We start from the raw sequence: 13,584 nt of genomic DNA, 5'->3' as shown, positions 1-13,584 counted from the left end.
TGCGGCGAAAGAGCGGGATTATATCCATTAAATGCGGGCTGTGCAGCCGTAAGACTGCACAGCCCGCCACGTCATTTCAAGTATTGGTCGTTCCGGGCATGACGGTCGCCGGGGTATCCCGCAGACCATTCATCACACACACCACCCGCACCAGACCGCTGAAGTTTTTCACCCCGCCGTGGCGCAGGTGCACTTCACGGTCCACATGTGACAGCAGCGTACTGACCGAACAGCCGTTGTGCCCGGCCATGTCACCAAGAATGTTCCAGTAAACCTGCTCGAGCCTCAAGCAAGTGGCAAACCCGTTCAAACGCACCGACCTTGCCAGCGGCCGGATCAACTCAAAATCAAAATCGCTGACAAACGGATCGACCTTCATTTCCCGTTGCGAACCGACATGCTCGCATCGCCTGTCTCCACCTACCATATCGCTGACACTCCTTTGCCATCGCTGCTTGTAATAAAGACAACATCCTGTGCCTTCATAAAAACGCAGACGCAAAGTCAGCGCCAGATGACTAGTTGCCCAGCAACGTAGGATAAGCCGACATGTTCAGTAAGATTTGAAACAGTACGCGGACATCCCCCCGGACATCCGCGCAAACGCTTGTCAGGTCTCGAGCAACGCGCGCAGCATCCACGCAGTCTTCTCATGCACCTGCATGCGCTGAGTCAGCAGGTCGGCTGTCGGCTCGTCACTGACCTTGTCCAACAGCGGGAAGATCCCGCGAGCGGTACGAGTCACAGCCTCTTGGCCCTCGACCAACTGCTTGATCATGTCCTCGGCGCTTGGCACGCCGACTTCCTCTTTAATGGAGGAGAGTCGCGCGTAAGTCGCGTAGGCACCCGGCGCCGGAAAACCCAGGGCGCGGATACGCTCGGCGATCAGATCCACCGCCAGCGCCAGCTCGTTGTATTGTTCTTCGAACATCAGATGCAGGGTCCTGAACATGGGACCTGTGACGTTCCAGTGGAAGTTATGGGTTTTCAGATACAGCACATAGGTGTCCGACAACAACCGCGACAGCCCCTCGACGATGGACTTGCGGTCTTCTTCACTGATACCGATATCGATTGCCATGCTTACCCCCTAAGGCGATTGAATTCATCCAACAGGTGCAGACCCACTCTAGCAAGGGAGCCGCGACCTCGCAGCCGGCAATTTTCGCTCGCCGTGCGACAAATCGACCGGGCAGGTGCCGCTGGCCGGGGTGATTTGAGTCGCTGCAGGCTTTGCTGTTAAATAGGCAGTGTGTCGCTATGCCCCATTTTTCGGGGCCTCGCGCATAGGCTGATGCCGGGCACGTGTCCAACGCCTCTTTATTGTTTCCGAAGCGAACCGTGCGCCTTCAGCTCTTCCTTGTGAGCCGTCATAACGTGAGCCAATCAAAATGTTGAAAATCGTCCACCTGCTAATGGGCGCAGCGGCTTTGCTGCTGTCGTTCATACCCAGCTTGAAAGCCGAAGCTGTTCCTTACCTGCAACAACCCGATGCACTTTACCTGGCCTTTTTCGGCCTGCTGAATCTGGTCATCGCTCCAGTGATTCCTTACTGGAACAAAGGCCCGCGCCAGCATCTGCAAAATCTGGTCAGCGCTCTTCTCGTGCTGACTGTCGTCCTGCAAACCCTGACCCTGATCGCACCGATGCCTGTCATCGCCGGTCAACCGGCCGTGTTGTTCAGCCTGGTGATCGCCCTGGTTGCCGTGGTCCTGCATCTGGCCATCAGCTTCTACAAGTCTTCACCGGCCGCCGCACCGACTACCTATGACATGAGCAACCGCGATACCGGTACCGTCAAGTGGTTCAACACGTCCAAAGGCTTCGGCTTTATCTCCCGGGATTCCGGCGATGATATTTTCGTGCACTTTCGTGCAATCCGTGGCGAAGGCCACCGCGTCCTGGTCGAAGGCCAACGCGTGGAGTTCTCGGTGATGAACCGGGACAAAGGCCTGCAAGCCGAGGACGTGATCGCCGCCCTGCCGCGTCGCTGATTCGAGGCAACAAAAAACCGCGAGCAGCCAGGCTGCTCGCGGTTTTTTTACGCCTGCACAAACGTGTTGGCATCAGTAATGCGGCGGTGGTGCTTCTTCCTCGAAAGAATCGAATTGCCCGACCATCTCTTCCTGACGCTTGAGCAGGGCCGCCATCTGCAGTTGCAGGCGTTCGATCACGCGCTGCTGCGCCACCAGTTCGTCGTTCAACGCCTGAATGGTGTCATCCTGAAAAGCCAGACGGCTTTCCAGATCGGTGACGCGTTCTTCAAGGTTCATGGTTCAACCCTCCAGAAACGTGAAGTGTTCGGTCAGCACCAGACTCAGCCGCTCACGAATGCCCGCAACCTCCTCGGCGCTGTAGGGTCTGGCCGGGTGTTTACCCCAGACCGGCGCCGGCCAGGCCGCGTCATCACGCTTGCGCACGATCACATGCATGTGCAACTGGCTGACAACGTTGCCCAGCGTTGCAACGTTCAACTTGTCGGCGTCGAACAGATCCTTCAGCAGCTCGGCCAGCGCCGTGGTCTCCTGCCACAACTGCTGCTGATCGGCGACATCCAACTGAAACAACTCGCTGATATCGTCGCGACGTGGCACCAGGATGAACCACGGGTAATTGGCATCGTTGGACAGCAGCAGCCGGCAGAGCGGGAAGTCACCGATGGTCAGGGTGTCCTGTTGAAGTCGTGAATCTAAAGCAAACACTGCGTGCACTCCCGGCTGATCGACATAATTCAGCTTAGCGGCCATGAAAGACAGGCGACACACCAAGCGACAGGCAGGCAGCATACCTGCGAATCCATCAGGCTTCACGAGCGCCGTGCCCACCCAGGCCATCACAGCCCAGGCAAGGGACATTTGCAGAGACCGCGCACCATTACAGCGCCAGGACGGTGCCCGGACACGGGCAAACACCCGAAATGGGCAGATTCATTGACAGCGGGCTCGTCACAAGCTGTATGAATCCGGTACAGCCTGTAAATTTTTTGCACCAAAACCGCACAGTGCGTCTACGCTCAGTGCGTCGGGCATCCGCCAAATACTCACTGACGGGGTGAACCGGTAACGTTTTTGGTTGTCATGGCCCCACGCGAACCTGACAACACGATGCAAAGGTATGCGTCAAGCCCCTGATACAAAAGGGCTTGAACCCCCGTTTTTATGCGGTTTTTACAGCGAAAGGCGGGTGTGCAGAAAAATAAACGTGGCAACCCTGCACTTTGTGCACGCTTGTTGCATTGAGACACACATGGTCTATAGCGCACCACGGGAAGTGGCAGCTTGAGACCAAACAAATACGGTGGCAGGGTTGCCCCAATGGAGATTCAAGTGTTTTGCCAGGGACTCTTTTTTACCGATGCAAAAAGGCCCAGAAACAGCGATAAAGTTGTCAGCCCGGCTGCATGGGTAACGTGAATTTGCGACATCAACCCAGCTGTTTGCGACGTCGTCGTAAAGATCATGAAAGGTTGTATGAGCAAGTATCGCCAACATTGTCGGCGTGATATAAGTTTGCGCCGACACAAAAAGAAAGAGCCGCCCAGATAATAAAACAGGTGGGACGGCAGTACTCTTCTAAAACCAAAGGAGCAAATCACGATGCGCGTGATGAAGTGGAGCACAATCGCACTGGCAGTTGCAGCAGCAGCCAGCACTCAGTTGGCTACGGCCGCCCCGTTTGTTAGTGACCAGGCAGAAGCCAAAGGTTTCGTTGAAGATGCAAAACTCACCGAAACGTTGAAGAACTACTACTTCAACCGCGACAACAAGAACGGCGGCCACGACCAGAAAGACTGGACTCAGGGCTTTCTCGGTAACTTCACTTCCGGTTACACCCAAGGCACCGTAGGCGTCGGTATCGATGCATTCGGTTACCTGGCGGTCAAACTGGATGGCGGTGATGGTACTTCCGGCACCGGTAACATGAGCCGTAGCGACACCGTCAAAGCCAACGGTTATGCACACGACGTTAACGACAGCCAAGGCAAAGCCGGCGCAGCCGTTAAATTCCGCATCTCCAAAACCGAGCTGAAATTTGGTGACATGCAGCCAAGCACCGCTCCGGTATTCGCTGTTGGCGGCTCCCGTATCCTTCCGCAAACGGCCACTGGCTTCCAGTTGCAGAGCAGCGAAGTCAAAGACCTTGACCTCGAAGCCGGTCACTTCTACTCGGCCACCAGCCAGGACAAAAACGCTCGTGAAGGCGGCCTTTACGCCACTTACGCGGGTGTTGAAGCCAAAAACATCGACTACTTCGGTGGCAAATACGGCATCACTGACAACCTGACTGCCTCGCTGTACGGCGCCAAGCTGGAAGACATCTGGAACCAGTACTACGCCAACGTGAACCTCACCACCCCATTCGGTGGCGACACTTCGCTGAACACTGACTTCAACATCTACCGCACCACCGACACCGGCAGCGCCAAAGCGGGCGACATCAGCAACACCGCCTTCTCGCTGGCAACCGCCCTGTCGTTCCTGAAGGCACACACCTTCACCCTGGCCTTCCAGAAGGTCAACGGCGACACTCCGTTCGACTACATCGGCGTAGGCAAGAACAACCGTGGTGGCGACTCGATCTTCCTCGCCAACTCCATCCAGTACTCCGACTTCAACGGTGCAGGCGAGAAATCCCTGCAAGCCCGTTACGACCTGAAAATGGCCGAGTACGGCGTTCCTGGCCTGAGCTTCATGGTTCGTTACGTTAAAGGTTGGGATATCGACGGTACCCACACTCCAGCGGGTAGCGCTTACGCCGGCCTGTACGGTGAAGACGGTAAACACCACGAAACCAACTTCGAAGCCAAGTACGTTGTTCAGTCTGGCCCAGCGAAAGACCTGTCCTTCCGCATCCGTCAAGCCTGGCACGTTGCTAACGCTGACGAAGGCGAAGGCGACGTTAAAGAGTTCCGCCTGATCACCGAATACCCACTGAACATCCTGTAATTATCAGTGGTTAGTTTGGAAGCATAAAAAAAGGCCCATCTTCGGATGGGCCTTTTTTATTGCCTGTCACTTGTCATAAATGCCTGACCAACAAGTCAGGCATTTAATTAGCAACCTATCATTGTGTAGCTGTTTCCTGAACCACACGAATCACCCGCTGTGGAAACGGAATATCAATACCGGCCGTCTTCAAACGATCACGCGACTGTTCGTTAAACATGAACATCACGTCCCAGTAGTCTGCAGTTTTAACCCATACACGCAGGGAAACAGTGATCGAACTGTCACCCAGCGTTGAAATGACCGCTTGTGGCGCAGGGTCCTGCAATACGCGCTCATCCTTGGCCAGATCCAGCAGTACCTGACGGGCTTTCTGCAGATCCGCTTCGTAATCCACACCTACGTCGAACACCACTTTACGGGTTGGCTGACGGTTGGTGTTGGTGATGATGCCGTTCGACAGATTGCCGTTCGGGACGATGATGGTCTTGTTGTCACCGGTACGCAGCACGGTGTGGAAAATCTGGATGCTGTCGACAGTACCCGCCACGCCTTGCGCTTCGATCCAGTCGCCGATACGGAACGGACGGAACAGCAGAATCAGCACGCCGCCAGCGAAATTCGCCAGGCTGCCCTGCAACGCCAGACCGATGGCCAGGCCAGCAGCACCGATCGCGGCCACGAACGAGGTGGTTTCCACGCCGATCATTGAGGCGACGCTGACGATCAGCAACACCTTGAGGATGATGTTCGCCAGGCTGCTGATAAAGCCTTGCAGCGCCAGGTCGGCATTGCGCAGGGCCAGCAGACCGCCAAGCTTTTGCGTGACCTTGTTGATCAGCCACCAGCCGATCGCCAGGGTAATCACCGCCAGCAGCACACGACTGCCGTATTCCATGATCATCGGAATCCACGCCTGGGACGCCTTGACCAGGTTGTCTACCTCAGCATTCAAATCCATCTTCCATCTCCTGATTTCCGGCTACCCGGGCTGTAAAAAATCAGCGGCAGAAACCGCCAGGTATACATAAAACAATGTGGGAGCGAGCTTGCTCGCGAAGGCGATGTGTCAGTCAACTCATGGCTGAATGACATACAGCTTTCGCGAGCAAGCTCGCTCCCACAGATCATCTGACCGAGCTTAGTCGCGGAAGTTGTTGAACTGCAGCGGCATGCCGAATTCCTTGGCACGCAGGGCCGCGATGGCTTCCTGCAGGTCATCGCGCTTCTTGCCGGTCACACGCACCTGTTCGCCCTGAATGGCGGCCTGCACCTTGAGCTTGGCGTCCTTGATGTGAGCGACGATTTTCTTCGCCAGCTCCTTGTCGATGCCTTCCTTGAGGATCGCGTCCTGCTTCATCAGCTTGCCCGAGGCGTAGGCGTCTTTGACTTCAAGGCACTGCACATCAATCTTGCGCTTGGTCAGGGCCAGCTTCAGGATCTCGATCATCGCTTCCAGCTGGAACCCGGCTTCAGCGGTGAGGTTGACGGTCAGGTCCTTTTCCTTGAACTCGAAGCTGCCTTTGCCTTTCAGGTCATAGCGACGGTCGAGTTCCTTCACGGCGTTCTCGACCGCGTTGGTCAGCTCGTGTTTGTCCAGTTCGGATACCACGTCGAACGACGGCATGTAGTCTCTCCAATAAAAAGGCGCGCTCGATCAGGAGGGAGCGCGCTTGGCTTGCGGTTAAAATCCGGCTCATTATAACGGGTCTTTTCCCACCGATACGGCGAGCCTTGCATGCCAGTACCTTACCGAGTGAAAAACTGATGTCCACCCCCTGGCACGTTCTCGGCGCCGGCAGCCTCGGCACACTCTGGGCCACGCGCCTGGCCCGCGCGGGTCTGCCGGTGCGGCTGATCCTGCGTGATGCCGAGCGTTTGCGCAGCTATCAGGCGGCCGGCGGGCTGACCCTGGTCGAGCATGGCGCATCCACCACCTATGCCGTCCCCGCGCAAACGGCGGATGACCCGGAGCCGATCCGCCGCCTGCTGGTCGCCTGCAAAGCCTATGACGCCGAAAGCGCGGTCGCCCGCCTCGCCCCGCGCCTGAGCGCAGATGCCGAGCTGATCCTGCTGCAGAACGGCCTCGGCAGCCAGGACGCGGTCGCAGCGGTGGTTCCGCAGGCACGCTGCATCAGCGCCTCCAGCACCGAAGGCGCATTCCGCGACGGCGACTGGCGCGTGGTGTTTGCCGGGCACGGTTTCACCTGGCTGGGCGATGCCGGTCATCCGGTGGCGCCGATCTGGCTGGACGACCTGCAAGCGGCGAACATCCCCCACGAATGGAGCACCGACATCCTCACCCGGCTGTGGCGCAAACTGGCGCTCAATTGTGCGATCAATCCTTTGACCGTGCTTCACGATTGCCGTAACGGCGGACTGGAGCAGCATCAATGCGAAGTCGCCACGCTGTGCGCAGAACTGGCCGAGTTGCTGGAGCGTTGCGGTCAACCGGCAGCCGCGCTCAATCTGCAACAGGAAGTCGAACGAGTAATCCACGCCACGGCGGTCAACTACTCGTCGATGTATCAGGACGTAGCGAACCAGCGCCGCACCGAAATCAGCTACTTGCTGGGCCACGCCTGCAAAGTCGCCACCCGTCATCAACTGAACCTGCCGCACCTCAAGCAATTGCAGCAGCGTCTGGTCGAGCATCTGCGCAGCCTTGGATTGCCCAGCGACTGAGCAGCGGCTACGCTGCCCACTTGTTCCTCTGCTGCGATAAACCTGATGCCATTGCGCCAGCGCCTTGAAAACCTGCCGGTCGGCCAGAAACTGCTGGCCGCCCTGCTGGTGTTGTTGACCACCGTTCTGCTGGTCGCCAACCTGACTTTTATCAGCGCCGCCTATTACATCTCCCAGGAAAGCATGGCGCCACAGGCGCTGCAGACCATCGGCCGGCTGATCTCCAACCCGAGCCTGGTCGCGCAAGCTCTGGAATCGCCACAAAGCGCCGAACGCCTGCTCAAGGAACTCGACAGTTATTCGCCGCTGCGCGCGGCAGCGCTGTATGACGGCAAAGGTGACCGTCTCGCTCAGGTGCAGCGTGGCGACAAGCTCAATCTGCCGGAACACTATCGACACATCGAAGCCTGGCAACTCACCGAGTTTCGCAGCAACCAATTGATCACCTTGCCTCGCCCGGGCACTGCACCGGGTCATCTGCTGCTGGTGGCCAGCAGTGAACTGCCGATGGCGTTTTACACCGGCACCCTGACTGCCAGCCTCGGCATCCTGATTTTCAGCGTGCTGCTATGGCTGGTAATCGCGCGGCAGATCAAACGCCTGATCACCCGCCCGATCCATGAGCTGGAGGAGCTCTCGCGCCAGGTCACTCGCGAAGAGAACTACGCCCTGCGCGCCTCGCGCGGCAATCACGACGAAATCGGCAGCCTCGCCGAGGCGTTCAACACCATGCTCTCGCGCATCGAAGCCCGCGAGCAGCAGCTCAAGCGCGCCCGCGATGACTCGCAGGCCGCCTACGATCAGGCTCAGGGGCTGGCCGAAGAAACCCGTCACACCAACCGCAAGCTGGAACTGGAAGTCCAGGTTCGCAGCAAGATCGAGAAGAAGCTCACCGGCTTCCAGAACTACCTCAACAGCATCATCGACTCCATGCCCTCGGCGCTGATCGCCCTCGACGAACAGCTCTACGTGACGCAGTGGAACCAGGAGGCCAGCGCCCTCTCCGGCACGCGCCTGGATGAAGCGTTGAACCAGCCGATCTTCCTCGCCTTCGAACCGCTCAAGCCGTTTCTGCCGCAACTCAAGCAGACCGTGGAAGAACACACGGTGGCGAAGATCGAGCGGGTGACCTGGTTCAAGGACGACGAGCCCAAGCATTACGCCCTGACCTTCTACCCACTGATGGGCGGTGCCGGGCGCGGTGTGGTGATCCGCATCGACGACATCACCCAGCGCCTGTCGCTGGAAGAAATGATGGTGCAATCGGAAAAAATGCTTTCGGTCGGTGGCCTCGCCGCCGGCATGGCCCATGAGATCAACAATCCGCTCGGCGCGATCCTGCACAACGTACAGAACATTCGCCGGCGGCTGTCGGCGGATCTGCCGAAGAACCTCGAAACCGCTGAACAGCTCGGCATCGAACTGGACACGGTCAACCGTTACCTGCAAAGCCGCGAAGTGCCGAAACTGCTCGACGGCATCCAGCAGGCCGGCGCCCGCGCGGCAAAAATCGTCACCCACATGCTCAGTTTCAGCCGGCGCAGCACCCGGCAAATGGCCCCGTGCGATCTGCCCGCGTTGATCGATCAAGCGGTGGAAATTGCCGGCAACGACTTCGATCTGGCGATCGGTTTCGACTTCAAGGGTCAGGCGATTATCCGCCAGTTCGACCCGGCGCTCGGCCCGGTGCCAGGCACCGCCAACGAACTGGAGCAGGTGCTGCTCAACCTGCTGAAAAACGCTGCGCAAGCCATTCATCAGCGCGACGATGACAGCGAGCCCGGGCGGATCATCCTGCGCACCCGACTCAATCCGCCATGGGCCGAGATTCAGGTCGAAGACAACGGCATCGGCATGAGCGAGAGCGTGCGCAAACGCACCTTCGAGCCCTTTTTCACCACCAAGGAAATCGGCCAGGGCACGGGGCTGGGGCTGTCGGTGTCGTACTTCATCATTACCAACAACCATAAAGGCCAGATGGAAGTGCAATCGGCGCCGGGCCAGGGCACCTGTTTCACCCTGCGTCTGCCGCTGACACAACCGGCAGCCATCGCCGCCGAAACCAATCAACTAACGAGGTAACCCATGGGCTTTCGCTTGTCGAAGATCTACACCCGCACCGGCGACAAAGGCGAAACCGGCCTGGGCGATGGCCGCCGCGTGCCCAAGGATCACCCGCGCATCGAAGCCATTGGCGAAGTCGACACACTGAACAGTCAGGTCGGTGTGCTGCTGGCCGGGCTGATCGCCGAGCGCGAGGCGTTCCCCGATCTGAATGAACTGATCGAGGTGCTCGCGCCTTGCCAGCATCGTTTGTTCGATCTGGGCGGTGAGCTGGCGATGCCGGCCTATCAGGCGCTGAACACGGCGGAAATCGAACGCCTGGAAGCAGCGATTGATGTGTGGAACGAAGAATTGGGGCCGCTGGAGAATTTCATTCTGCCCGGCGGTTCGATGCTGATCGCCCAGGCTCATGTATGCCGCAGCCTGGCGCGCAGTGCCGAGCGGCGCTGTCAGCATTTGAATGCGATTGAGCCGTTGACCGGGGTGGGGTTGGCGTACATCAATCGGTTGTCAGATTTGCTGTTTGTGGCCGCAAGGTTGATTGCGCGGCGGCAGGGGATTGCAGAGATTCTGTGGCAGCCGGCGGCCAAACCTTCAGGAACGTAGTGTTTGATCGGCCGCCATCGCTGGCAAGCCAGCTCCCACAAGGTTTTGTGTCGTTCTCCGCATTTGCGGTGCATCCAATACCTGTGGGAGCTGGCTTGCCAGCGATGAGGCCAGTGGCCTCAGCACATAATCAAGCTTGCGGCCAGAATGCGCGAATCCCCGCTACACCCTGAGCCCCGACACCCCAAGCCTTCTCGCGCTCCGCCGGGCCAACGCCGCCGAGCAAGAACACCGGCTTGCTGAAGCCCTCGATCAACATCGACGCTTGCTCCCAGCCCAACGGCTGCGCATCCGGATGGGTCAGGGTCGGCTGTACCGGCGACAGCGTGACGAAATCCACGCCCATTTGCTCGGCCAGCGCCAGCTCCTCAGCGTTATGGCACGAAGCCGCGAGCCAGCGCTCCGCCGGCAACGGGCGCCCCGCTTCGGCGTATTTGCGCAGTTGCGCGGCGGTAATGTGCCAACCGGCCGACGGGAAATCACCGAGCCATTCGAACGGCCCCTTGATCATCAACTGCGCCTTGCCAGCACACAGGCCGACCGCATCCACCGCCAGGTCTCGATACTTGGGGTCATAGCCGTTCGGTGCGCGCAGCTGGATCAGTTTGATCCCGCCGGCAATCGCCTTCTGAATGCCGCGCAGCAAGGCCGGGGCTTCCAGATCTTCCGGAGTGATCAAGTATTCGCCGGGCAAACGCGCGGCGGCGACAATCGGCTGGTTGGCGGCCGGGAATTCGTAGTTCAGCAGATCCTTGGCGCTGACCCAGGCCAGTGGCTGACCTTCGGCACCGTGCGGTTCGCCGCTGAACTGCGACACTTCCCAGACATCCAGCAACACCTGCTTGTCCGGGTAATCATGGCGGACCTTGATCAGCGGACGAGCAGCGCCGACGACAATGCCCAGCTCTTCGTGCAGCTCGCGCGCCAAGGCGCTTTCGACGGATTCATCAGCCTCGACCTTGCCACCGGGAAATTCCCATAGACCTCCCTGATGCTGGGTATCAGCACGGCGGGCGATCAGGATCTTGCCACTGTCGTCACGAATGACGGCAGCGGCGACATGTACGCGTTTCACGGATTCAACTCCTCCAGTCCAGCCTTTTGCCATGCCTTGAAGGCGGGCCATTGGTAGACGGTTTCAACATAGGCTTGATCAACCGCCGGTAACGGCACCTGGTAAGTTCGCAGACGCACGGCAATCGGTGCGAAGAACGCGTCAGCCAGGCTAACCCGGCCAAACAGATACGGCCCGGGCTCCGTGGCGGCGGCGCGGCATTCAGCCCACAACGCGAGCATGCGTTCGATATCGACCTTCACTTCCGGCGGTACCGGGTTGAGCGGAGCATCGTGGCTCAGGTTGAACGGCATGTGATTGCGCATGGCGAAGAAGCCACTGTGCATTTGCGCGCACGCAGAACGGGCCTGAGCGCGAGCGTAAACATCGCCCGGCCAGAGCTGTTCGGCCGGGAACTGCTCGGCCAGGTATTCGGCAATCGCCAGAGAGTCGGCGATGGTGCCGCGAGAGGTTTGCAGCAACGGCACCTTGGCGGTCGGCGAATGCTTGAGCAGTCGCTCGCGGGTGTCGGGCTTGCCGAGCTTGATCAGTTCTTCGCTGTAAGGGGCGCCGGTCAGTTCCAACGCCAGGGCGGCGCGCAAAGACCAGGAGGAAAGCAGTTTGTCGCCGATGATCAGGTGCAGGGACATGGTGTGGCGCCTTTTCGTCAGTGGAAAGCTTCAAGACTTGTAGTGACTGGACCGACGCTTTCGCGGGCAAGCCCGCTCCCCCAGTAGTTTCGGTCGTGCACAAATCTCGTGTACACCACAGAACCCTGTGGGAGCGGGCTTGCCCGCGAAGAGGCCGACACATTCAACATTGATGTTGCCTGACACAACGCCATCGCGAGCAGGCTCACTGCTACAGGGGATCCGTGTCGTTCACTAATCTACTGTAGGAGTGAGCCCGCGCGCGATGGCGGCGACTCGGTCTCAGATTAAATCAGGTGCGGTACTCGGCGTTGATCTTCACGTACTCATGCGACAGGTCGGTGGTCCAGATGGTTTCGCTGCAGTCGCCGCGACCCAGTTCGATACGGATGGTGATCTCTTCCTGCTGCATCACCGCCGAACCCTGCGCTTCAGTGTAGGTCGCTGCGCGCGCGCCACGGCTGGCGATGCACACGTCGCCGAGGAACACGTCGATCTTGCTCACATCCAGGTTCGGCACGCCGGCACGGCCGACAGCCGCCAGAATACGGCCCCAGTTCGGATCGGAAGCAAACAGCGCGGTCTTGATCAGCGGCGAGTGGGCCACGGTGTAGCCGACGTCCAGGCATTCCTGATGATTGCCGCCACCGTTGACTTCAACGGTGACGAACTTGGTTGCGCCTTCGCCGTCACGCACGATGGCCTGGGCCACGTCCATGCACACTTCGAATACCGCCTGTTTCAGCTTGCCGAACAGCTCGCCTTCGGCACGGGTGATTTCCGGGAGGGCAGCCTTGCCGGTGGCAATCAGCATGCAGCAGTCGTTGGTCGAGGTGTCGCCGTCGATGGTGATGCGGTTGAACGATTTGTTCGCACCGTCGAGCATCAGGTTGTGCAGCACGTCGCGGGAAACTTTGGCGTCGGTGGCGATGTAGCCGAGCATGGTTGCCATATTCGGGCGAATCATGCCGGCGCCTTTGCTGATGCCGGTAACGGTGATGGTCACGCCGTCATGCTGGAACTGGCGGCTGGCGCCCTTGGGCAGGGTGTCGGTGGTCATGATGCCGGTGGCGGCCGCTTCCCAGTTGTTTTCCGACAGATCATCCAGCGCCGCTTGCAGCGCGCCTTCGATCTTCTCGACCGGCAGCGGTTCACCGATCACACCGGTGGAATACGGCAGGATCTGGCTGGCATCGACACCGGTCAGTTCGGCCAGTTTCGCCGTGGTGCGCTCGGCAGCCGCCAGGCCCGGCTCACCGGTGCCGGCGTTGGCGTTGCCGGTGTTGGTCAGCAGATAACGCACGTCGTTCTGCACACGCTTTTTCGCCAGGATTACCGGCGCGGCGCAAAAGGCGTTCAGCGTGAACACCCCGGCCACGGTCGAGCCTTCGGCACAACGCATCACTACCACATCCTTGCGCCCGGGGCGCTTGATGCCGGCCGAAGCGATACCGAGTTCAAAACCGGCAACCGGGTGCAACGTTGGCAAAGGACCAAGACCAACAGCCATGAATGCGCTCCTTACTCAATGATGTCAGCACCGCTCAGAGTGATGGCGGTGGTGTAAATGGCAAAACGC

At 59.2% G+C, this 13,584-nt stretch carries 14 protein-coding genes; 5 read left to right on the top strand and 9 right to left on the bottom strand.

From position 1 onward, the window contains the following. Positions 1-76: 76 nt before the first annotated feature. Positions 77-427, bottom strand: coding sequence for a ribbon-helix-helix domain-containing protein (locus B1722_RS06285; RefSeq protein WP_041068547.1), 351 nt, complete (start codon positions 425-427; stop codon positions 77-79). 183 nt (positions 428-610) lie between these two features. Continuing rightward, complete coding sequence (locus B1722_RS06280; RefSeq protein WP_003227537.1) at positions 611-1,081, bottom strand: Dps family protein; 471 nt, start codon at positions 1,079-1,081, stop codon at positions 611-613. A gap of 310 nt (positions 1,082-1,391) precedes the next feature. Here B1722_RS06280 and B1722_RS29975 point away from each other — a divergent pair, with 310 nt between their 5' ends. Beyond that, complete coding sequence (locus tag B1722_RS29975) at positions 1,392-1,994, top strand: cold-shock protein (RefSeq protein WP_041068544.1); 603 nt, start codon at positions 1,392-1,394, stop codon at positions 1,992-1,994. Between the two features lie 72 nt (positions 1,995-2,066). On the opposite strand, the gene B1722_RS06270 is transcribed toward B1722_RS29975, so the two are convergent. Both B1722_RS06270 and B1722_RS06265 read right to left on the bottom strand, forming a co-directional pair. After that, entirely contained in the window at positions 2,067-2,273 is a 207-nt protein-coding gene (locus tag B1722_RS06270; protein ID WP_007962092.1) for a SlyX family protein, read from the bottom strand. 3 nt (positions 2,274-2,276) lie between these two features. Further along, the gene (locus B1722_RS06265; RefSeq protein WP_041068712.1) at positions 2,277-2,702 is read right to left on the bottom strand and encodes an HIT domain-containing protein; all 426 of its coding nucleotides are present in this window, start codon (positions 2,700-2,702) and stop codon (positions 2,277-2,279) included. An 894-nt stretch (positions 2,703-3,596) separates the two neighbouring features. On the opposite strand from B1722_RS06265, the gene B1722_RS06260 reads away from it, so the two are divergent. Beyond that, the gene (locus tag B1722_RS06260) at positions 3,597-4,946 is read left to right on the top strand and encodes an OprD family porin (RefSeq protein WP_041068541.1); all 1,350 of its coding nucleotides are present in this window, start codon (positions 3,597-3,599) and stop codon (positions 4,944-4,946) included. Between the two features lie 118 nt (positions 4,947-5,064). Here B1722_RS06260 and B1722_RS06255 read toward each other — a convergent pair whose 3' ends face one another. Both B1722_RS06255 and B1722_RS06250 read right to left on the bottom strand, forming a co-directional pair. Continuing rightward, positions 5,065-5,907, bottom strand: coding sequence for a mechanosensitive ion channel family protein (locus tag B1722_RS06255; protein ID WP_041068538.1), 843 nt, complete (start codon positions 5,905-5,907; stop codon positions 5,065-5,067). Between the two features lie 180 nt (positions 5,908-6,087). After that, positions 6,088-6,573 (bottom strand): YajQ family cyclic di-GMP-binding protein, encoded by a 486-nt coding sequence (locus tag B1722_RS06250; protein ID WP_003227548.1) that lies wholly within the window; start codon positions 6,571-6,573, stop codon positions 6,088-6,090. 140 nt (positions 6,574-6,713) lie between these two features. On the opposite strand from B1722_RS06250, the gene B1722_RS06245 reads away from it, so the two are divergent. Genes B1722_RS06245 through B1722_RS06235 form a run of 3 tightly spaced genes read left to right on the top strand, consistent with a single transcriptional unit; the run spans position 6,714 to position 10,301 of the window. Then, positions 6,714-7,631: a putative 2-dehydropantoate 2-reductase gene (locus B1722_RS06245; RefSeq protein ID WP_086791866.1), complete on the top strand. Its 918-nt coding sequence runs from the start codon at positions 6,714-6,716 to the stop codon at positions 7,629-7,631. Between the two features lie 45 nt (positions 7,632-7,676). After that, positions 7,677-9,713, top strand: coding sequence for a HAMP domain-containing sensor histidine kinase (locus B1722_RS06240; protein ID WP_041068533.1), 2,037 nt, complete (start codon positions 7,677-7,679; stop codon positions 9,711-9,713). 3 nt (positions 9,714-9,716) lie between these two features. Further along, the gene (locus tag B1722_RS06235) at positions 9,717-10,301 is read left to right on the top strand and encodes a cob(I)yrinic acid a,c-diamide adenosyltransferase (protein WP_086791864.1); all 585 of its coding nucleotides are present in this window, start codon (positions 9,717-9,719) and stop codon (positions 10,299-10,301) included. Between the two features lie 130 nt (positions 10,302-10,431). Here the strand turns inward: B1722_RS06235 and B1722_RS06230 are convergent, their stop codons facing one another. The 3 genes from B1722_RS06230 to argJ form a co-directional block, all read right to left on the bottom strand. Then, the gene (locus B1722_RS06230; protein ID WP_086791862.1) at positions 10,432-11,376 is read right to left on the bottom strand and encodes a Nudix family hydrolase; all 945 of its coding nucleotides are present in this window, start codon (positions 11,374-11,376) and stop codon (positions 10,432-10,434) included. Further along, entirely contained in the window at positions 11,373-12,005 is a 633-nt protein-coding gene (locus tag B1722_RS06225) for a glutathione S-transferase family protein (RefSeq protein WP_047296068.1), read from the bottom strand. Before B1722_RS06225 ends, B1722_RS06230 begins: the two co-directional genes overlap by 4 nt. 292 nt (positions 12,006-12,297) lie before the next feature. Further along, positions 12,298-13,515, bottom strand: a complete 1,218-nt coding sequence (argJ, locus tag B1722_RS06220; RefSeq protein ID WP_041068525.1) for a bifunctional glutamate N-acetyltransferase/amino-acid acetyltransferase ArgJ — start codon at positions 13,513-13,515, stop codon at positions 12,298-12,300. Between the last annotated feature and the right edge of the window lie 69 nt (positions 13,516-13,584).

The organism is Pseudomonas sp. SCPG-7 (assembly GCF_002156405.1).
GTDB classification, from domain to species: Bacteria; Pseudomonadota; Gammaproteobacteria; order Pseudomonadales; family Pseudomonadaceae; genus Aquipseudomonas; species Aquipseudomonas parakoreensis.
The sequence above is the reverse complement of the archived record's forward strand: the minus strand, read 5'-3'. Positions and strand labels throughout refer to the sequence as shown.